At 49.8% G+C, this 19,349-nt stretch carries 22 protein-coding genes and 1 tRNA gene; 15 read left to right on the top strand and 8 right to left on the bottom strand.

Going from position 1 to position 19,349, the window contains the following annotated elements; genetic code table 11:
- Positions 1-179 precede the first annotated feature (179 nt).
- Both H9X84_RS00825 and H9X84_RS00820 read left to right on the top strand, forming a co-directional pair.
- On the top strand, positions 180-1,655 hold the full coding sequence (locus H9X84_RS00825) for a 4Fe-4S dicluster domain-containing protein (protein WP_205132420.1): 1,476 nt from the start codon (positions 180-182) through the stop codon (positions 1,653-1,655).
- 66 nt (positions 1,656-1,721) lie between these two features.
- Positions 1,722-2,249 carry a GNAT family N-acetyltransferase gene (locus H9X84_RS00820; protein WP_205132419.1) on the top strand — a complete coding sequence of 176 codons (528 nt, stop codon included), beginning with the start codon at positions 1,722-1,724 and terminating at the stop codon, positions 2,247-2,249.
- 45 nt (positions 2,250-2,294) lie between these two features.
- Here the strand turns inward: H9X84_RS00820 and H9X84_RS00815 are convergent, their stop codons facing one another.
- From H9X84_RS00815 to H9X84_RS00800, 4 genes are all read right to left on the bottom strand, one after another.
- Positions 2,295-2,957: a helix-turn-helix transcriptional regulator gene (locus tag H9X84_RS00815; protein ID WP_205132418.1), complete on the bottom strand. Its 663-nt coding sequence runs from the start codon at positions 2,955-2,957 to the stop codon at positions 2,295-2,297.
- A 145-nt stretch (positions 2,958-3,102) separates the two neighbouring features.
- Positions 3,103-3,175: transfer RNA gene (locus H9X84_RS00810), tRNA-Lys, on the bottom strand.
- A 110-nt stretch (positions 3,176-3,285) separates the two neighbouring features.
- Positions 3,286-3,657 (bottom strand): VOC family protein, encoded by a 372-nt coding sequence (locus H9X84_RS00805; RefSeq protein WP_205132417.1) that lies wholly within the window; start codon positions 3,655-3,657, stop codon positions 3,286-3,288.
- A 12-nt stretch (positions 3,658-3,669) separates the two neighbouring features.
- On the bottom strand, positions 3,670-5,217 hold the full coding sequence (locus tag H9X84_RS00800; protein ID WP_205132416.1) for a hypothetical protein: 1,548 nt from the start codon (positions 5,215-5,217) through the stop codon (positions 3,670-3,672).
- A 177-nt stretch (positions 5,218-5,394) separates the two neighbouring features.
- Here H9X84_RS00800 and rbr point away from each other — a divergent pair, with 177 nt between their 5' ends.
- The 3 genes from rbr to H9X84_RS00785 all read left to right on the top strand — a co-directional run bounded on the left by rbr (position 5,395) and on the right by H9X84_RS00785 (position 7,906).
- A complete protein-coding gene (gene rbr, locus H9X84_RS00795) occupies positions 5,395-5,928 on the top strand; it encodes a rubrerythrin (protein ID WP_205132415.1) in 534 nt (177 codons plus the stop codon).
- A gap of 39 nt (positions 5,929-5,967) precedes the next feature.
- Positions 5,968-6,660 carry a DNA/RNA nuclease SfsA gene (sfsA, locus tag H9X84_RS00790; RefSeq protein ID WP_205132414.1) on the top strand — a complete coding sequence of 231 codons (693 nt, stop codon included), beginning with the start codon at positions 5,968-5,970 and terminating at the stop codon, positions 6,658-6,660.
- A gap of 70 nt (positions 6,661-6,730) precedes the next feature.
- On the top strand, positions 6,731-7,906 hold the full coding sequence (locus H9X84_RS00785) for a D-alanyl-D-alanine carboxypeptidase family protein (protein WP_205132413.1): 1,176 nt from the start codon (positions 6,731-6,733) through the stop codon (positions 7,904-7,906).
- A gap of 45 nt (positions 7,907-7,951) precedes the next feature.
- Here H9X84_RS00785 and H9X84_RS00780 read toward each other — a convergent pair whose 3' ends face one another.
- The 4 genes from H9X84_RS00780 to H9X84_RS00765 are packed head-to-tail and all read right to left on the bottom strand — an operon-like array spanning position 7,952 to position 9,559.
- Complete coding sequence (locus H9X84_RS00780) at positions 7,952-8,455, bottom strand: hypothetical protein (protein WP_205132412.1); 504 nt, start codon at positions 8,453-8,455, stop codon at positions 7,952-7,954.
- A 25-nt stretch (positions 8,456-8,480) separates the two neighbouring features.
- A complete protein-coding gene (locus H9X84_RS00775) occupies positions 8,481-8,903 on the bottom strand; it encodes a hypothetical protein (RefSeq protein WP_205132411.1) in 423 nt (140 codons plus the stop codon).
- A gap of 15 nt (positions 8,904-8,918) precedes the next feature.
- Positions 8,919-9,356 (bottom strand): hypothetical protein, encoded by a 438-nt coding sequence (locus H9X84_RS00770; RefSeq protein ID WP_205132410.1) that lies wholly within the window; start codon positions 9,354-9,356, stop codon positions 8,919-8,921.
- The gene (locus tag H9X84_RS00765; RefSeq protein WP_205132409.1) at positions 9,353-9,559 is read right to left on the bottom strand and encodes a helix-turn-helix transcriptional regulator; all 207 of its coding nucleotides are present in this window, start codon (positions 9,557-9,559) and stop codon (positions 9,353-9,355) included. The genes H9X84_RS00770 and H9X84_RS00765 overlap by 4 nt, the downstream gene beginning before the upstream one ends.
- Positions 9,560-9,744: 185 nt before the next feature.
- Here H9X84_RS00765 and H9X84_RS00760 point away from each other — a divergent pair, with 185 nt between their 5' ends.
- The 10 genes from H9X84_RS00760 (at position 9,745) to H9X84_RS00715 (ending at position 19,015) form a co-directional block, all read left to right on the top strand.
- A complete protein-coding gene (locus tag H9X84_RS00760) occupies positions 9,745-10,347 on the top strand; it encodes a site-2 protease family protein (protein WP_205132408.1) in 603 nt (200 codons plus the stop codon).
- Positions 10,348-10,359: 12 nt separating this feature from the next.
- The gene (locus H9X84_RS00755; protein ID WP_205132407.1) at positions 10,360-11,124 is read left to right on the top strand and encodes a segregation and condensation protein A; all 765 of its coding nucleotides are present in this window, start codon (positions 10,360-10,362) and stop codon (positions 11,122-11,124) included.
- Complete coding sequence (gene scpB, locus H9X84_RS00750) at positions 11,121-11,666, top strand: SMC-Scp complex subunit ScpB (protein WP_205132406.1); 546 nt, start codon at positions 11,121-11,123, stop codon at positions 11,664-11,666. Before H9X84_RS00755 ends, scpB begins: the two co-directional genes overlap by 4 nt.
- A 106-nt stretch (positions 11,667-11,772) precedes the next feature.
- Positions 11,773-12,927, top strand: a complete 1,155-nt coding sequence (locus H9X84_RS00745) for a D-alanyl-D-alanine carboxypeptidase family protein (protein ID WP_205132405.1) — start codon at positions 11,773-11,775, stop codon at positions 12,925-12,927.
- Between the two features lie 72 nt (positions 12,928-12,999).
- Entirely contained in the window at positions 13,000-13,722 is a 723-nt protein-coding gene (locus tag H9X84_RS00740; RefSeq protein ID WP_205132404.1) for a pseudouridine synthase, read from the top strand.
- A 150-nt stretch (positions 13,723-13,872) separates the two neighbouring features.
- Complete coding sequence (locus H9X84_RS00735; protein WP_205132403.1) at positions 13,873-14,520, top strand: histidine phosphatase family protein; 648 nt, start codon at positions 13,873-13,875, stop codon at positions 14,518-14,520.
- A gap of 2 nt (positions 14,521-14,522) precedes the next feature.
- Complete coding sequence (locus H9X84_RS00730) at positions 14,523-15,761, top strand: NAD(P)/FAD-dependent oxidoreductase (RefSeq protein WP_205132402.1); 1,239 nt, start codon at positions 14,523-14,525, stop codon at positions 15,759-15,761.
- Between the two features lie 13 nt (positions 15,762-15,774).
- Positions 15,775-16,449 (top strand): (d)CMP kinase, encoded by a 675-nt coding sequence (cmk, locus tag H9X84_RS00725; RefSeq protein ID WP_205132401.1) that lies wholly within the window; start codon positions 15,775-15,777, stop codon positions 16,447-16,449.
- An 11-nt stretch (positions 16,450-16,460) separates the two neighbouring features.
- A complete protein-coding gene (locus tag H9X84_RS00720) occupies positions 16,461-17,048 on the top strand; it encodes a lysophospholipid acyltransferase family protein (protein ID WP_205132400.1) in 588 nt (195 codons plus the stop codon).
- Positions 17,045-19,015: a bifunctional 4-hydroxy-3-methylbut-2-enyl diphosphate reductase/30S ribosomal protein S1 gene (locus H9X84_RS00715; RefSeq protein ID WP_205132399.1), complete on the top strand. Its 1,971-nt coding sequence runs from the start codon at positions 17,045-17,047 to the stop codon at positions 19,013-19,015. The genes H9X84_RS00720 and H9X84_RS00715 overlap by 4 nt, the downstream gene beginning before the upstream one ends.
- Positions 19,016-19,349 lie beyond the last annotated feature (334 nt).

Genomic DNA, 19,349 nt, shown 5'->3' with positions numbered 1-19,349 from the left:
ATTTGTTACTTTTTTTGCAAAAGATAGATTGCATGCGAACAAATTATGTGCTAGTATAACGGTGGTAGAAGTAAATTTTGAAACTGTGTGTAAGATTATTTCGGTAGCATTGTACACTGTATTCCGATGCATGTGGGGACAACGTCGGAAACGAAAAATTAGGAGAAAAGAGGAAAGCGATGGCTAAGAATTTTGAAAGCAATGTGCAATATATCAAATATCTGGTAAACAAGGAAATTGCCCGCCGTTTCTTTAAAGGGACGCTGAGCGATTCCGTGGATGTAATCCGTGAAATTTCGGAAGAGATCATACCAGGCCCGAAAGCACTGTTTCGCTGTTGTATTTACAAAGAAAGACATATTATTGAAGATCGTGTAAAATTGGTTATTGAGCCCACAAAGGATGACAGAGTCATCAATGTATTGGACTCTGCCTGCGACGAATGTCCTATCGACCGCTTCGTCGTTACGGAAGCCTGCCGCGGCTGTCTGGGACATAAGTGCCAGGAGGTTTGCCCCAGAAATGCCATTACCATTGTAAATCACCGTTCCTATATCAATCAGGAGCTGTGTATCGAATGTGGACGCTGCAAACAGGTTTGCCCCTTCAATGCCATCAGTGAGGTAAAACGGCCCTGTATCAGAGCCTGCTCCGTAGGCGCGGTGAAAATGGACGAAAACAGAAAGGCTGTTATCGATCATGACAAGTGTATCTCCTGTGGTGCTTGCGTATATCAGTGCCCCTTCGGCGCGATTGTGGACAAGTCCTTTGTGGTAGAGGTTCTGAACCTGCTGAAAAATTCCTGGAACAATACCAGCTATCATGTATATGCGGCGGTTGCTCCGGCGGTTTCCAGCCAGTTCCCGGGGATCACTACCGGGCAGATTTATGCGGCCATTAAAGAACTGGGCTTCCACGATGTTGTGGAGACTGCCATTGGGGCGGATATGGTTTCTGCTTTTGAGGCCAGAGAATTTGCGGATACTGTGGATGAGCTTGGATGGAAGACCACATCCTGTTGTCCCGCGTTCGTAGACTATGTGGAAAAGAATTATCCCCAGTTCAAGGATCATATTTCCACAGCGGTTTCTCCAATGATCGCCATTGGACGGGCCATCAAAGCAAAGGACCCTAAGGCCAGAATCGTATTTATTGGGCCATGCACAGCCAAGAAAGTGGAAATGAAGCAGGAAGGCGTGAAGGGCGTTATTGATATTGTTTTGACCTTTGAGGAATTGCAGGCCATTTTTGATGCCAGAAAGATCAATCTGGAGGAATTCGAAGAAAGAAGTGCCGGAGAGGCATCTTCCTATGGACGTAATTTCGCAAGAACCGGCGGTGTTACGGAAAGCGTAATCCGCACGGCGGAAATGGATGGCATTAACAAAGAGATCAAGGCAGTTCGCTGCAACGGCATTGATGAATGTATCAAGACTATGAAAATGGCATCCTTCGGAAAGCTGGACGCAAACTTTATTGAGGGTATGGCCTGCAAATTCGGCTGTACCGGCGGTGCGGCGTCTCTTTCCCATGATGTGAGAGGCATCGAGCAGATCAATCGTTACGGAAGAAGCTCTAAGAGCCAAAATCCCTTGGATATTCTGGAACAGTATAATATTGAAGAAATCAATATGGAGCGCCATCCTCACGAATAAGAAAGCATGGGCACAGTACCGTAAGGCGCTGTGCCCTTTATCATTTAGAAAAAAGGAGGACATCGGATGCGGGAAAAAATTGTGCTGGTGAGGGCGAAGGCAGAGGACTGGAAGGAATTTGCCGGAGAAATCCAGGCGGCTTTTGCGATTGCGCTGGAAGAGCATTATGGGCCCCAGGAAGAGCCTGTTCCTGAGGATACGGAGATACGGAAGGCCTTTGCCGCCGAAGACAGAGATGTTTATTATATTTTCCAGGGAGATCAAAAAGTGGGCGGCGCCGTTATCCGCCGAGGGCAGAAAGCTATGTATAATGAGCTGGAGCTGTTTTATATTTCCCCGGCGTACCATAGCAGAGGCGTAGGGTTGGCGGCCTGGCAGGCCATAGAGCGGGCCTATCCGCAAACGAAGGTATGGGAAACCATTACCCCTTATTTTGAACAGAGAAATATCCATTTTTATCTCAATAAATGCGGTTTTCAGGCGGTGGAATTCTTTAACCGGATGCATCCGGGACGGGATCTGCCGATGGGGGAGGATGGAGATCCAATGCCTGGAACAGAGGCGTTTTTCCGTTTTGAAAAACATATGCAGTAAAAAACGGCAGAAGATTCATAAAACATGAATGTTCTGCCGTTTTATTTATTTGTTCTGATTGCGCAGATGCATATAGACTGTATTTTTGGAGATGCCCAGATGTTCCGCTATGGTGACAACGGAATCCTTTAAATTGAAAATGCCTTTCTGGTAAAGGAGATTGATGATCTCCTTATTTTTGTTGGAGGAGGAAATGGAAGGATTGCCGTAAACGGCGTTTTTCGCGTTTTCCAGTGCCTCCAGCATCAATTCGCTGGTGTTTTCCACAAAAATCTCAGAAATGTTTTCCGCCTCTGTTTTGGAACAGGGCACAAAGGTGTGGAGAAAGGAATTCAAAGAGCAGTTCAGATAAAAATTGATGCAGAACAGCCCGATGATCCGCTGATTTTCTCCTAAAATGGCTGTGGTAGAGGCTTTAAAAGTTTCGCCCCGCCGGTTTTTTGCGAAATAAGTCACATGACGCAGCTGGGGGTCTTCCAGCATTTTATTTAAAAAGGACAGCGTAATCTCCGAAATGGGAGCGCCGGCCTGTCTGCCGGAGTGATACCCGTTGACGATCTTCATGACAGAGGCATCCAGATGCTCCAGATTATGGACGACTACTTCGCAGCTTTCTCCCCAGAATTCTGCCATTCCTTCCGCCACAGGCAGATAAGAGTCCAGTATTTGCCGGTCTGATTTTGTTAAGACCACGGTATAATGTTCCATGCCTTTTGTCCCCCCGTTTGTTGACATTGTAGTGATACTGTATTAAGTATTATACATAATTCGTATCTGATTTTCAATAGACGAAATCAGACGGTTCGCTCATGAAAAAAGGGAAATTTCTATTGAAGAAATTTCCCTTTGCAAATGAGTCACTCGGGACTCGAACCCGAGACACCTGGATTAAAAGTCCAGTGCTCTACCAACTGAGCTAGTGACCCGCAGCGAATTATAGTATAGTACAGGTTCCTGTTTTTGTCAATGGGGTTTCTGTTTTTTTTCAGGAACAAAAAAGTCTCTGCCCATAGGGCAGAGACAATATGATTGGGAATCATTTGCGGGGCGGCAGAATTTCCAGCCAGTAGCCGTCAGGGTCCACAATGAAATAAATGCCCATTTCCGGGTTTTCAAAGCAGATGCAGCCCATATCTTTATGCTTGGCGTGTGCCGCTTCAAAATCATCGGTCAGGAAAGCCAGATGGATTTCGTTTTCCCCCAGATTGTAAGGCTCTTTCCGATCCCGCAGCCAGGTCAGCTCCAGTTCAAAGTCTGTTTTGTCGTCGCCCAGATAAACCAGCTTCCAGCTGCCGTCAGTGGCTTCCTTCCGGCGGACTTCTTTTAAGCCCAGCGCCGCTTCATAAAAGGCCATGCTTTTTTCCAGATTTAAAACATTATAGTTATAGTGTGTAAACGCGAATTCCATAAGTGCCTCCTCTTAATGATGGTGATGATGGTCGTGGTCATGACCACAGCCGCAGTCATGATGATGCTCATGATCGTGACCGCAGCCGCAGTGATCGTGATGATGGTCATGTTCGTGATGGTGCTCAGAGCCGTCGGTAAGAGACTGGTAATGATTTTCCTGGAAGATCATGCCGATTTTATCCACGATCAGCATTTTCTGTTCCAGAGAGGATGATTTGTCAATGGCTTCCATTACCTGATCCATCACCTCATGCACAGTAAAGACCGGCGGCAGCGCACCCATCAATGTCTGCATAGACAGCTTTCTGGTCTGTACCGGCAGAGTTTCCAGCGCGTTTCTCGTTTTCTGAATAAAATCGTCAAACAGGGATTTCTTCTCTTCTTCGGATGCGGGCGGCAGATCCTCCGGCAGATGGAACTGGAACAGCTCGTCGTTCAGATCACCAAAGAAGCACTGGCGGATGAAATCCTCTGTCATAAGCACTTTTTGGGTATCCTCGCCGAAATCAGCAAAGGTAGATACCTTTTGGAGCAGTTCAAATTCTTCTTTTCCGATGGCGTTGGCCCGGTCAATAACAGGTTCAACGGCCTGTTCCAGACGTTCGTTCAAAGTATCCAGATAAGCCTCTTTCTGGGTTTCGTCCAGTTCCCCGTCCAAAAATTCGCAGACGGTGTGGTAAAGATCGGCATAGCTGGTGTCTTTTTCCGTCAGATCGGAGAAGCTGTATGTGAGATAGAACAGCAGGATCAGGGAGTTCAGGTCATGAAGGATGCAGGAGAAGTATTCTTCGATATCCTGCAGGCTTTCCAGCATCAGTTTCAGATCCTCATAATACTGCTGCAAAGGCTCGTCCTCCAGCTTATGGGGCTGGAGCAGACGTTTTTCACCCAGCCATGCGGCGATTTCGCCGAAATATTTCCCGTACAGCGGGTTTGTCTCCGGGCAGCAGAAGCCTTCAAAGGCTTCCAGAGAACGGGCGATCATTTCCTTGCTTTCTCCGGCAAAAGCGGCCGCCAGACTCTGGCGGAGCAGGTCGTAGTATTTTTCTCTGGCCATATGCAGAGGCAGACATTTCAAAATCTGGCCCATGGCGCTTTTCTGATCCAGCAGGCTTTCTCCGCTTTCCATGAAAGCGTGGCAGTCAGCGAAGAACAAAGACCAGTCGATTTTTTCCGCGTCGGTTTCCTCCTCGGCATATTTCCGCAGGGCTACCTGGTCGCTGACCAGTGTGGAGAAAATATTCCACTGGGAGAAATAGCTGTAAACGGTTTCATAAATTGAGAGCAGCTGTTCTTTCAGCTTAGCGCAGTTCTCCAGAGCGGCGGAGCGCTGTTCCTGTTCTCCCTCCAACAGGTCCTCCAGAGAGAAGAGATATGTTCTGATGTTATTTTTGATGTCCAGAATATCCTGGTGGATCTCAAAGGGGAGGGGCTGGGGGCCTTTTTCCACATCCTCCATGGCGCTCATAAGCAGCAGCAGAAGGCTGCCCACAGCTTCCTCATAAATATAATCGGCGGACAGATTCCGTATTTTTTCTTCCAAAGCCGTATGTTCCAAGCGTAAGACTCCTTTCTTTTCAATGTTTTTCCTGTAATATTATAGCGGATGACAGCCAGAAGCACAAGACAGGTTTTTTCTGCTGGCATGGCGGCAGGAATTGCGGTAAAATACTGCATAAGCCTTCCTGCTTTTGGACAGACTGAAAAAAGAAACCAAAAACAGGGAGGAATGAACATGATTGTAAGAGGAAGCAGAACAGAGCAGAACCTGCTGGCGGCCTTCGCCGGGGAATCCATGGCGGCGAACAAATATGACTTTTTCGCCGAGCAGGCGGGCCAGGAAGGATTGGAGCAGATCAAAGGGTATTTTCAGGAGACGGCGGAAAACGAACGCCAGCATGCCAAACGTATTTTTACGTTTTTGCAGGGCATTGGAAATACAGAGGCCAATCTGGATGCCGGCATTGCGGGAGAGCATGAGGAATGGACAGAGCTCTACAAAGAAATGGAGCAGACGGCCAAAGAGGAGGGCTTTTCCGAAATCGCCTTGTTTTTCCAGAATGTGGCTGCTGTGGAAAAGGAGCATGAGGCCAGATACGCCGCCCTGCGCCATCGCCTGAAGGAGGGCGAAACCTTTAAAGGGGATGCCAAAACCGTCTGGGTCTGCCGGAACTGCGGCTTTGTTCACGAGGGCGAGGAGCCGCCCAAAACCTGCCCTGTCTGCAAATATCCCCAGGGCTATTATGAACGGAAGGCGAAGAATTACTGAGAGGGTCTTCCCTCTCCCTACATAGAAAAGAGGACGTATATGAACTATGAAAACAAGATCCGGGAAGGAAGATTCCTCTCCCGGCCCAATCGGTTTCTGGCGGAGGTGGAATTGCCGGAGGGCGTGGAAATGGTCCATGTGAAAAATACAGGCAGATGCCGGGAACTGCTGGTGCCTGGCGCAAGGGTATTTTTGGAGGAAAGCGGCAATCCCGCCCGAAAGACGAGGTATTCTCTGGTAGCGGTCTATAAAGGAGATATGCTGGTGAATATGGATTCCCAGGCGCCCAATGCTGTGGCGGCGGAGGCGTTGGAAGAGGGGAAGATCCGGGAGCTGGGGCCGGTGACGCTGGTACGGCGGGAGAAGAAATACGGCGCCTCCCGCTTTGATATTTATTATGAAAAGGAACATGGGCAAAAGGGATTTCTGGAGGTAAAGGGCGTGACGCTGGAGGAAAACGGTACGGCCATGTTCCCCGACGCGCCCACAGAAAGAGGGGCGAAGCATTTGCTGGAACTGGCGGAGGCGGCAAAGGAAGGCTATGAGGCGGCGGTGCTGTTTCTGGTCCAGATGAAGGGGCCGAAGATATTCCGTCCCCATGTGGAGCGTGACCCCGCCTTTGCGGCGGCACTGCGTCAGACGGCATCAGCAGGGGTGCGGGTGCTGGCCTACGACTGTGAGGTAGAGGAACGGGGGTTTTGGCTGGAGGACCCCATAAAAGTGGAACTGTAAAGGAAAATCAGGCATAGAAGGAAACCGCCGGACATAAAGTAGTAATACTTTAGAGTGCGGAGGGAAAAACATGGGCAGAAAAACAGGGAGCATTTTTTGCGCGTTGCTGTTGAGTATGATTTGTGCCCTGCCTGTTTCTGGGGCGCAGGAATCGTATGAAAATCTGGCGGATCTGGGGCTGTCCTCCAAGGCCGCTTTGCTGATGGAGGAAGACACGGGAACGGTGCTCTATGAGCAGAACAGCCACGAGCAGTTGCCGCCGGCCAGTGTCACCAAAGTTATGACGCTGCTTTTGATCTATGAGGGGGAGCGTGACAGGAAATTCCAGTGGGAGGATACGGTGCAGGTCAGCGCCCATGCCGCTTCTATGGGCGGTTCCCAGGTCTATCTGGAGGAAGGAGAGACCCAGACGGCGGCGGATCTGACAAAATGTATTGCTATTGCCTCTGCCAACGACGCCGCTGTGGCTATGGCGGAATTCCTGGCGGGCAGTGAAGAGGCCTTTGTACAGAAAATGAACGAAAAAGCGGCGGAACTGGGCATGGAGGATACCCATTTTGTCAATGCCTGCGGTCTGGATACGGAGGGCCATGTGACCAGCGCCTATGACATCGCACTGATGAGCCGGGCTTTGATGAAAGAATTTCCGGAGATACAGGAGTATACTACCACATGGCAGGACAGCATTACCCACGAGACAAGAAAGGGTTCGCAGGAATTTGGCCTTACCAATACCAATAAGCTCATCAAATGGTACGAAGGTGCTACCGGGCTGAAAACAGGCTCTACGGGAAACGCTTTGTATTGTCTGTCCGGTACGGCGGAGCGGGACGGCATGGGGCTGATTGCCGTGGTGATGGCGGCGCCGGATTTTAAAACACGGTTTGAGGAAGTCATGGAGCTGCTGGATTATGGCTTTGCCCACTATGCTGTGGAAAAAGGCCGCCCGGCAGGCTATGGCGCCGGATATGTGGCGGTGGAAAAGGGAATGGAAGAACAGGTGGAGGCAGTGACCGCCCAGGAGATTTCTGTTCTGGTGCCCAAGGGAGAAGGAGCGCAATGGGAAACGAAAACAGAGCTTCTGCCCGCCGTGCAGGCGCCGGTGGAGGCAGAAACCAAGGTGGGCGAAATGATTTACATACTGGATGGCGAGGAAGCGGGCCGGGTGGATCTGGTGACGGCGAAGGCGGTGGAGCAGATCGACCTTCGTACCATGCTGTACCGCCTGCTTTCCCTTTGGTGCTGAAAAAAAGGCACGAGGTCTCTTTTTAAAGAGGACTCGTGCCTTGCTTTATTCGTAAATAGTTCCGTTTTTGTCCAGGTAGCGGACGGAGAGGGTATAGGATTTGAAATCTGTCTGATGAAAAATAATGTTGCCTTGGGTGGTGTCAAATTCCAGGACTTCTTCTGTTCCGCCGGCGTCGTAGCGCATTTCGCCTTTTGTGGTGGAAATGCCGCTGATCCAGGCGATGTCGTAATATTTGCCGTTTATGACAGCCTGCTGAAGCAGAACGTCCTCGTCCTCCCGGATGACTCTGGTCTGCTGCTGCCATCCGCCGGAAGAGGTGGGGGCGAATACCACCAGAGCGGCGGAGCCGTCGGTGCTGTAAGCACCGCTGATGATATAGTCCTCAATATTGGTTTCTTCTTCAATGGTCCATTGGATCCCTTTGGGAAGATCCTCCAGTAGTTTTTCCCGGCTTTCTCGTGTTTTGCCGTCCGGTGCGTGCAGAACCGTCCAGCAGCATATTATGGCCAGAAGCAGAATCGGAATCAGAAAATATCTTTTTTTCATGAGGGTGCCTCCTTTTTTGATGATGTCAATATTTCTTCTGGAAGTAAAAGAGGCAAATCAGAAGCAGAACGGCATGGCCCGCAAACACGAGAAACAGAATGGGGCTGTACGCCGGGACTACAAAGCCTGCCACCAGAATCACCGCCAGCAAAAAGACCAGCGAAAGTACGGCGTAGGTGCTGTATGCCTGTTTTTCGATAAAGTTATTTCGTTCATCGGTCACTTTGATACGGTAGGCCGACAGATTGTCCGGATGCCGGAGCACCAGCTCCAAGCGGATATAGCTGACGGCAGTGACAACTGCGCCGGAAAAGCCGCAGCTTTGATAAAATCGTTTAGGATAAAGTTCGATTTTTGCGAAAATATACATCATGAGAAAGACCAGAAAAAGGGCGGCTACCATGTATTTTTCACGCTTGAGTTTTTGTTCAAAAGGATCGGGCTTCATGAAATCTCCTCCTTATCAGCAGCTGTTTTTCATGCGGAAAACGGCGGTGGTAACCAGCAGAAGCGCCACATCGGCGATCATCAGAAAAATAAAGGGCAGCAGCAGATCCTGCCGGCAAATGGCGGCCCAGAGAGTAGCGCCGTAGAGCAGTGCCAGAGAAAGGGTGCTGTGCAGGGACGAAATCTGTTTCTGGATGTAGACATTTCTTTCGTCATAGAGCCGGATTTCCTCTTTTCGGCACAGTTCCTCGTTTCGCATCAGGCGCAGGGAACGGAGGATGGAAAGACCTCCGATGGCAAATAAACTGCCGCCGGTGCCGCATAGATAGGAAAAAGGATATCCGCCGCCGGAAGAGGGAATCCGAAAAACGGCACAGCAGACGGCGAGGATGCCCAGAGCAATCCACAGAATGCCGAACAGGATGCTCCATTTCAGTTTTCGTTTATAATTCATTTCTCTTCCTCCTCTTCAAATAAAAATACCTCTTCTATGGTCAGTCCGAAAAACTTGGCGATTTTATAGGCCAGCATCAGAGAGGCCGTATATTTCCCCACCTCCAAAGAGGTGATGGTCTGGCGGGTGACGCCCACATGGTTTGCCAGCTGATCCTGGGAAAGATGTCTCGCTTTTCTTAATTCCGCGATTCTTGTTTTCATAAGAACCTCCTTTCGCAAAGTTCGCTTTGCAATTTTAGTATAGTTCGCTTTGCAAAAAATGTCAAGCGAACTTTGCAAAAATGTGTGGAGTTTTTTTCGCCGGAGACAGCAGGAGGTTTGACTTCCGGGGAAAAGTCTGGTATCATAACATGGGGTAAAATCCGAAGAAGAAAGGAATTGAATGAATGGATAATTATTTAATGGCATTTATTTTAAGCATACCAGGTCTGATTGTGGCGCCGACCCTTCACGAATTTGTCAGAGCCCTGGCCTCTACGGCGCTGGGAGACGATCTGCCGAAAAAGCAGGGACGTCTGACGCTGAATCCCGTGAAGCATTTTGAGCCCATCGGCTTTCTGCTGCTGTTTTACAGCGGCGGCTTTGGCTGGGGAAAACCGGTGGAGACCAGCGGCCTTTATTATAAAAACAGAAAACGGGATTCTCTTATTGTAGCCATCCTGCCTTCTGTGGTAAATCTGATTCTGGGCATGGTCTTTCTGTCTTTGACCCGATGGACCGATGGGGTACTGATGCAGATTTTGGTATATCTGTGCTACTACAATGTGGGCATCGCCGTATACAACATTCTGCCGGTTTCGCCCATGGACTGCGTTAAGGTTCTGGCTGTGGTACTGCCCGCCAATAAGTACTTTACCTATTTGCAGTATGAGAAGATGATCCAGATGATCTTCCTGTTCCTGCTGTTTTTGGGCTTCTTCGGCGGTGTGTTCCAGGGCATCATTTATGGTATCATGAATTTCCTGGGGCAGGCCCTGTTTATACTGTAAGGAAGTGGCGTTATGCAGAATGTGACCATACGGCTGGATGCCTTTGAGGGCCCGCTGGATCTGTTGTATCATCTCATTGAGAAAAATGAGATTGATATTTACGATATTCCCATCGCCCAGCTGACGGATCAATATCTGGCCTATCTGGACGCGGCGGAAGATCGGAATATGGACGGCATGAGCGAATTTCTCGTCATGGCGGCGACCCTTCTGGAGATCAAAAGCAAAATGCTTCTGCCTTCTACCAAAAAAGAGACGGAGGAGGAAGGTCCTGACCCCAGAGAGGAACTGGTGCTGCGGCTGCTGGAATACAAAAAGATCAAGGGAGTCACCGACGACTGGAAGCACCGGGCGGAAGAAGCGGCGCAGGTGTTTTATAAAGAAGCTGATGAGGCGGTGAAACGGCTCCGCCAGAGAGAGGAACAGCCTTTGGATGATTTTTTGCAGGGAATTACCATGGAGGACCTGTATCATGTTTTTCAGGAGGTTATGAACCGAAGAGAATCCAAGGTGGACCGTGTCAGAAGCAGCTTCCGCGCCGTGGAACGGGATCTGTTTACGGTGCAGGATAAAATGGAGTATATCCGGGATCTGCTGATTCTTCGGCCGAAGATCACCTTTTTCGGTATTTTTAGAAAAGGCGCCAGAAAAATGGAAAAGGTAGTTACCTTTCTGGCTTTGCTGGAACTGATTAAAACAAAGGAAGTAAAGATCACGCAGGAGAGGACCTTTGGCGAGATCCAGATCACTGCGAGTGACGGAAGTGAGCGTATATGAGATTGGCACAATTAGAAGCGGTGGTGGAATCCCTGCTTTTCATATCAGGGGAGGCGGTAAGCCTTTCCGCGATCGCCCAGACCATTGAAATGGACAAGGCCACAGCCAGAGCCATCATACAGTCTCTGGCGGATAAATATGAGGAAGAACATCGGGGCATCCGTATCGTGGAGATCAATGACGCCTACCAGATGTGTACGGCGGCGGAATGCTTCGAATACATCCGGAATATGTACAAAAGCCCTCAGCGTCAGGGCCTGACCCAGTCTTTGCTGGAAACTCTGGCCATTATCGCCTATAAACAGCCCATCACCAAGGGGCAGATTGAGGAGATCCGCGGCGTCAGCGCCGACCATGCCGTCAACAAGCTGGTAGAGAAAAAGCTGGTTTGTGAGGTGGGGCGGCAGAATACGCCGGGCAAGCCCATTTTATTTGGCACCACGGACGATTTTCTCCGGTATTTCGGTTTTAAATCCGTAGGAGAGCTGCCTCCGCTGGAGGAAGAAATGACAGAAGAAACAGAAGAAACTGCACAGCCGTAAGTCTTTTGAGAAAAAGACCTGCGGCTTTTTCTTTTGTGCGGCAAAGGACGGCGAAAAACATAATCCCTTTCCCTTTGGAATAGAATGATGGGAGGAGGGGATGTCTGTGAAAAGGCTATGGATCTGTTTGGGAATCATATTGCTGCTGGCGTGTCCCGTTTATGGGGCGGAGCCGCAGGTGGCTGCCAGAGGGGCGGCGCTGGTGGATGGGGAAACGGGCCGTGTACTGTGGGAATATCACGGGGATAAACCCATGGAAATGGCCAGTACCACCAAGATCATGACCGCTATTATGGTTCTGGAAAAATGCGGTATGGAGGAAGTGGTGACCATCAGCAAAAACGCCGCCGCCCAGCCGGATGTACAGATGGGGCTGAAAGAAGGGGAGCAGTGGTACGTGGGAGATCTTCTGCGGGCCATGATGCTGAAGTCCTATAATGATGCGGCAGTGGCACTGGCGGAGCATGTCAGCGGATCTGCGGAAGCCTTCTGCATGGAAATGACTGCCAGGGCGAAATCGCTGGGAGCGGAGGATACGGTCTTTGGGTCGCCCAATGGACTGGACAGCAGTCTTTCGCTGGAGCAGCATCATACTACGGCGGCGGATCTGGGTATTCTGACGGCTTATGCGCTGAAAAATCCAGTATTCCGGGAGATCATTCAGCTGCCTTCTCATACTTTTTCCGATGTTACGGGAAAGCTGTGTCATACGGCCGTGAATACGGATCGTTTTTTGCAGATGTATGATGGGGCCATTGGCGTGAAAACAGGCTATACCAATAAAGCGGGAAACTGCTTTGTGGGAGCGGCCCAGCGGGAAGATACACTGCTGGTGGCGGTGGTTCTGGGCTGCGGCTGGGGTGCGGAAGGAAGAGAACAGAAATGGAAGGACGCGAGAGTCCTTTTGGATTATGGCTATGAGTATTTTGAACATCATCCGGTAACGGAGGAAGAGCAGGTTTGCGGCACGGTGGCTGTGACGCGTTCCGCTATGGGGGAGGTTCCGCTGGTGACGGCGGAGAGCTTTTCCGGTATTTTTTCCGCCGAGGAACTGGAAAAGATGGAAAAGACCGTTGCCGCGCCCCTTTCCGTAGAGGCGCCGGTGGAGCGGGGGATGGAACTGGGTACATTGGAGATTTCTCTGGGAGGGGAAACTTTGGCGAGAGTACCGCTTCTGGCGGGGGCCGACGCGCCATCCTATACCTTTGGCCAGTGGATGAAAGTGCTGCCGGGGCAATGGCGGAGCCTGAGCAGGAACTAAGACCTATTTTCCTTTGACTTTCCGCCGGTTCTCCTGTATACTGTTGAGCGACAGAAAAACGGAGGGGATGGCATGGAAGAAAGATTACAGAAATTTTTGGCGGAGGCAGGCGTTGCTTCCAGAAGAAAGGCGGAGGAACTGATTGCCGCTGGAAGAGTCAAGGTAAACGGCGTTGTTATCAGGGAACAGGGCGTCAAAATCGACCCCAAAAAGGATAAGGTGGAGTTTGACGGCAAGGCGCTTTCTCAGAAAGCGGAAAAGAAGGTTTATCTGATGCTTCATAAGCCGGAGGGCTATGTGACTACATCCAAAGAACAGTTTGGCCGTCCCGCGGTGCTGGATCTGATCCATGGGGTGCCGGAACGTATTTTCCCGGTAGGCAGACTGGATTATGATACTTCCGGACTGCTGCTTTTGACCAATGACGGTGATTTGACCTACCGTCTGACCCATCCCAAGCATGATGTGGATAAGACATATATCGCAAAGCTCTTTGGCGTCCCCGATGACGGCGAATTGCAGAAATTCCGCCGGGGTGTCACCATAGACGGCAGAAAAACAAGCCCGGCGAAAATACAGATTATTTCCCGGGAAAAGGATCTGCGTTTCTGTACTGTGGAAATCCAGATTCACGAAGGAAGGAATCGTCAGGTAAGAAAAATGTGCGAGGCTATCCGTCATCCGGTGGCCCAGCTGAAACGGACCGCTACGGGGGAATTGAAGCTGGGAGACCTGCCTAAGGGGAAATATCGTTTCCTGACGGAGCAGGAGATCAAATATCTGAAATCTCTGTGAGCAAAAAAGGAGTTCCATGGCAGAGCCGGAGGGACTCCTTCTTTTGATTTTTCGGCGGAAAGCGGGAAAATGTCGATTTTCGGTTGAAAGTAAGGAAGTTATACCATATAATTTAAGTTTAGAGTATGAAATAAAGGAAGGCAGAACAAAATGGAAGAGAAGAAAACAAGATTTTACCTGATCCGCCATGGGGAGACCCTCTGGAACAGACAGGGGCGGTATCAGGGTTCCACAGACATAGAATTATCGGAAGAAGGATTGGCCCAGGCGGAACTGATGGCGAAGCGGTTTCGTTATCTGCCGTTGGATGCTGTGTATGTTTCCCCGCTGAAACGGGCCAGAGCTACAGCCGATGCCATTGCCAGAGAAACGGGGTTGACACCGGTGGTAGAGGATCGGTTCCGGGAAATCAATTTCGGGGAATGGGAAGGCAAAAGTATTCCGGAACTACAGGAGATTTATGGACAGGCTTACCGGGATTTTTACGCGGATCCATTTTCTCATCCTTTCCCCGGGGAAGGCTCTTTTGCCAAGGTAACGGAGCGTTCCATGGAGGCTTTTGAGGAGCTGCTGAAAAAGCACGAAGGTCAGAGAGTGGCTATTGTTTCCCATGGCGGACTGCTGCGGGTGCTGTTGGTGGCTATTATGGGCATGGATCTGAATTTTTACAGAAAAACGTGGATGACCAATACCTCCATTACGACGGTGGATGTGATGGCGGACGGACGGCGTCTGCTGATGACGCTCAACGATAAGGCCCATCTGGAGATGGCGGAGCTTTTGAACAAAGGGGAATGAATATGGCAAAGATCGCGGTCATTGGCGGCGGCGCCGCGGGAATGCTGGCGGCGGGACGCTGTGCGGCAAGAGGGCATGAGACCCATTTATATGAAAAGAACAATCGGCTGGGAAAGAAAATCCTCATTACGGGAAAGGGTCGCTGTAATGTGACCAACAACGGCGAACTGGAGGATTTTCTGGATAATATCCCCGGCAATCCCTATTTTATGTACAGCTCATTTTATCGCTTCGACAATCAGGCGTTGCGGGCGCTTTTGCTGGATATGGGACTGGAGACCAAGGTGGAGCGCGGGAACCGGGTGTTTCCTGTGAGCGACCGTTCTCAGGACGTGGTGGACGCTCTGGCGGCCTATATGAAGAAAAACGGTGTCCGGCTCCATCTGGAAACACCGGTGGAAGGACTGCGCATTTCGGAGGGACAGGTGCGGGGCATTACCCTGAAAAATAAAAAGTCGTTGGATTTCGACGCGGTCATCGTTGCCACCGGCGGGCTGTCCTATCCCACCACTGGTTCTACGGGGGACGGCTATCGCATGGCAAAGGCGGCGGGACATCATGTGACAAAGCTGTATCCGTCTCTGGTGCCTCTGAAAACGGCAGAGGACTGGTGTCAGGAATTGATGGGGCTGAGTCTGCGGAATATTTCCATCCGTATCTGCAACGAAAAGGGAAAATGCGTTTACGAGGATTTCGGGGAACTGCTTTTTACCCATTTCGGCGTATCCGGTCCGGTGATCCTCAGCGCCAGCCGTCATATTCTGACGGAGACAGAAAAGGGCTACCAGCTTTTGATCGACCTGAAGCCTGCGCTGGATGAGAAAATGCTGGACCATCGTCTGCTGCGGGATTTTGAGAAATACAGCAATAAGGATTTCCGCAACGCTTTGGGGGATCTGTTGCCCCAGAAGCTGATCCCGGTGATGATCCGTCTTAGCGGTATCAACCCGGAGAAGAAGGTCAACAGCGTTACCAAGGAAGAGAGAAAAAGCCTTCTGCGGCTGATGAAGGCTCTGCCGCTGACCATTACCGGCGTGACAGGGTATCATGAGGCCGTTGTGACCAGCGGCGGTATTCTGGTGGATGAGATCGACCCTTCCACCATGGAGAGCAAGCTGGTAAAGAACCTGCATTTCGCGGGGGAGGTTTTGGATGTGGACGCCTACACAGGCGGCTTTAATTTACAGATCGCTTTTTCCACTGGCTATGCCGCCGGAGACAGCGTCTGCGGCGAGGAATAAGGAGGAAGACAGTATGAGAAGATTCGCGGTGGCGGTGGACGGACCTGCCGGTTCCGGCAAAAGCACGGTAGCAAAGGCCATTGCAAAAGAGTTGGGGATTATTTATGTGGACACCGGCGCTATGTACCGCACAGTGGCTTATGACTGTATCCAGAAAGGGGCGGATCTTTCCCGGGAGGAAGAAGTGGCGGCCTGTCTGGAGGAAATGAAAATGGAAATCCTTCCGGAAAAAGGCGGCCAGAGAATCCTTTTAAACGGGGAGGATATTACCACAAAGATTCGGACGCCGGAGATTGGCAAAGGCGCATCCCAGGTGGCGGTATACGGCAGTGTGCGAAACCACCTGACCAGACTGCAGCAGCAGCTGGCGGCGGAACATTCTGTCATTATGGACGGCAGGGACATTGGCACAGTGGTACTGCCTCAGGCGGAAGTGAAAATCTATCTGGATGCGGGCGTAGAAGAGCGTGCCAGACGCCGTGTAGGCGAGCTGGAACAGCAGGGCAGAACCGCCGATCTGGAAACAGTAAAAAAGGAAATTCAGGCCAGAGACGAAAACGATATGAACCGGGCCCTGAATCCTCTGCGCTGTGCAGAGGATGCGGTGCGGCTGGATTCCACCGGCCTTGGCATTGAGGAAGTAAAGGAGAAAATCCTTTCCTATATCGCGGAAAAAATAAAAGAATGAGGTGAGAAGAGATGTCATTATATCCTATTGCGAAAAATCTGGTAAAAATTTATATGCACCTGTTGTTTAAAATCGACATACAGGGAGAGGAACGTATGCCCAAAGAAGACGGTTTCGTCCTTTGCAGCAATCATATGAGCAATTATGACCCTCTGACGGTGGCGGCTTTTATTCCCAGACAGGTCCGTTTTATCGCAAAGAAAGAGTTGTTTCACAAACGCATGATGGCAAAACTCCTGTTTTCTCTGGGCGCTTTTCCGGTGGACCGGGAAACAACAGATATGAAGGCATTTAAGACAGCCATCAAGCTGCTGAAAAACAACGAGGTGCTGGGGATTTTTGCCGAAGGCACCAGAGTCAAGGAAGGGGAGGCCAAGGCGGCCAAGGCCGGTGTTGCCATGTTTGCCATGAAGGCTGGCGTTCCCATTGTTCCTGTGGCGGTCAGCAGCACATACCGCTTCCGTTCTACGGTCCATATCCGTTATGGGGAACCTATTTCTCTGGAGGAATATCAGGGCCAGAAGCTGACTACGGAACTGATGGAAGAAATCACGGAGCACGTTATGGAAAAAATCCGGGAAATGAAGGTGAAGGAATGAGCCAGATCAAAGTGGCGGAATCAGCAGGCTTCTGCTTTGGCGTAAAACGGGCCATTGAGATGGCCTATGACGCCATCGGTAAGGAAAGCCCGCTGTATTCCTATGGACAGCTGATTCATAATAAAACTGTAACAGACGATCTTGCCAGCAAGGGTGTGCAGATCGTAGACAGTCTGGAAGGACTGACGGAAGGAACGCTCATTATCCGTTCTCATGGCGTAGGCAAGGCCTTGTATGACCAGGCGACGGAAAAAGGACTGAAAATTCTGGACGGAACCTGTCCTTTTGTGAAAAAGATACATAATATCGTTCATGAGCAAAAGGAAATGGGCCGGGGCATTATTATTGTCGGGGACGGCAGTCATCCCGAGGTGCAGGGCATCAACGGCTGGTGTGAGAACAGCGCTGCGATCCTGGAAAGCCCGGAGGCGGCGCAAACGGCCCAGATCCCGCCTATGGAGCGGTATGCTGTGGTGGTCCAGACCACATTCCGCCAGAGCAAATACGATCAGATTCTGGATATCCTGAAGGAAAGAGGTATTTCCATGGAGGTCTTCCAGACCATCTGTTCCGCTACGGAAAAGCGGCAGAATGAGACGGTGGAACTGTCCCAATCCGTAGACAAAATGATCGTCATTGGCGGAAGAAACAGCTCCAATACGCAGAAGCTTGTGGAAATCTGCGCAAAAAACTGTCGAAATACCGTCCATATTGAAACAATTTGCGATTTGGTGTTGAATAATTTTAAGAAAGATGATAAAATAGGGATAACTGCGGGTGCGTCAACACCGCCCGCAATAATTAAGGAGGTAGTTGTTACTATGAGCGAAGCATTAGAAAATGCAGTACAAAATTTAGGAGGAAGTGAGGAAGCTACATTCGAACAGTTGTTAGAACAGTCCCTCGTTACTCTGCATACAGGTGACGTGGTAAAAGGCACTGTAATTCAGGTTTCCAACGAAGAGGTATCCGTAAACCTGGGATTCAAGTCCGATGGTATTATTTCCAGAGGCGAATTCAGCAGTGATCCTACTGTAATCCCCAGCAAAACAGTTCAGCCTGGAGATGAGATCGAAGTATTCGTAGTACGCGTAAACGACGGCGACGGCAATGTAGTTCTTTCCAGAAAGCGCATTGAAGCACAGAAAGGCATGGAAGAACTGGAAGCTGCTTACAACGAAAAATCTGTTGTAACAGGTAATGTAACACAGGTAGTAAAAGGCGGCCTGATCGCTGTTGTAAACGGTGTGAATGTCTTCATTCCTTCTTCTCAGGTTTCTAATAGATTTATCGAAGACCTGAGCGTATTCAAAGGTCAGGATCTGGAATTCAACATCATTGAAATGGATAGAGTAAAACGTCGTATCATCGGCGGCAGAAAAGCTCTGGTAGAACAGGAAATCGCTGCAAAACGCGCTGCTCTGTTTGAAACCATCCAGGTTGGCTCCAAGATCACAGGTACAGTAAGCAGACTGACAGATTTCGGTGCATTCGTAGATCTGGGCGGCGTAGACGGCCTGATCCACATTTCCGAAATGAGCTGGGGCAGAATTTCCAACCCCAGAGAAGTTCTGAAGGAAGGTCAGACAGTAGAAGTATTCGTTCTGGACGTTGACAAGGAAAAAGGCAAAATCAGCCTGTCCCTGAAAGACGCAGACATGAACCCCTGGAAACTGGCTGTGGACAAATACGCAGTTGGCTCCATCGTAGAAGGCAAGGTTGTACGTATGGTACCTTTCGGTGCTTTCGTAGAACTGGAACCCGGCGTAGACGGTCTGGTACACATTTCCCAGATCGCTAACAAGCACGTTGTAAAACCTGAAGACGAACTGAAGGTTGGCGAAATCATCAATGTGAAAGTTCTGGAAGTAAATCCCGAACAGAAGAAGATCAGCCTTTCCAAGAGACAGGCAGACGCTCCTGTGGAAGAAGCTCCCGCTGCAGAAGAAGCTGCAACAGAGGAATAATTCCCATCTGCATTTTCGCAATCAAAAGTCGATAAGGCCGTTTGGCTTTATCGACTTTTTTCTTTCGTTTCTTAAAAGTAAAAATGTAATAATTATGCATAAATTGCGTGGTCTATGCGTCCTAAGGCTAAATTTTGAAAAAAAGCAGGCATCCTATTCATTTTTTGCATTATCGAAAAATGGCATGGGAGGAAAAAGGCGGCAGATTCACATTTGAAAAGAAGCGGTGATTTCGGGCAAAAATCCAAATGGGGCAAAAATATGTGAAATTTTAATAACAAAGGCGAATTTATAGAAAAAACTTTTGGAAATTCATTAAGATTTCTGTATTGTT

Origin of the sequence: Anaerotignum lactatifermentans (assembly GCF_016902535.1) — a bacterium.
Classification (GTDB): domain Bacteria; phylum Bacillota; class Clostridia; order Lachnospirales; family Anaerotignaceae; genus Anaerotignum; species Anaerotignum lactatifermentans_A.
The sequence above is the reverse complement of the archived record's forward strand: the minus strand, read 5'-3'. Positions and strand labels throughout refer to the sequence as shown.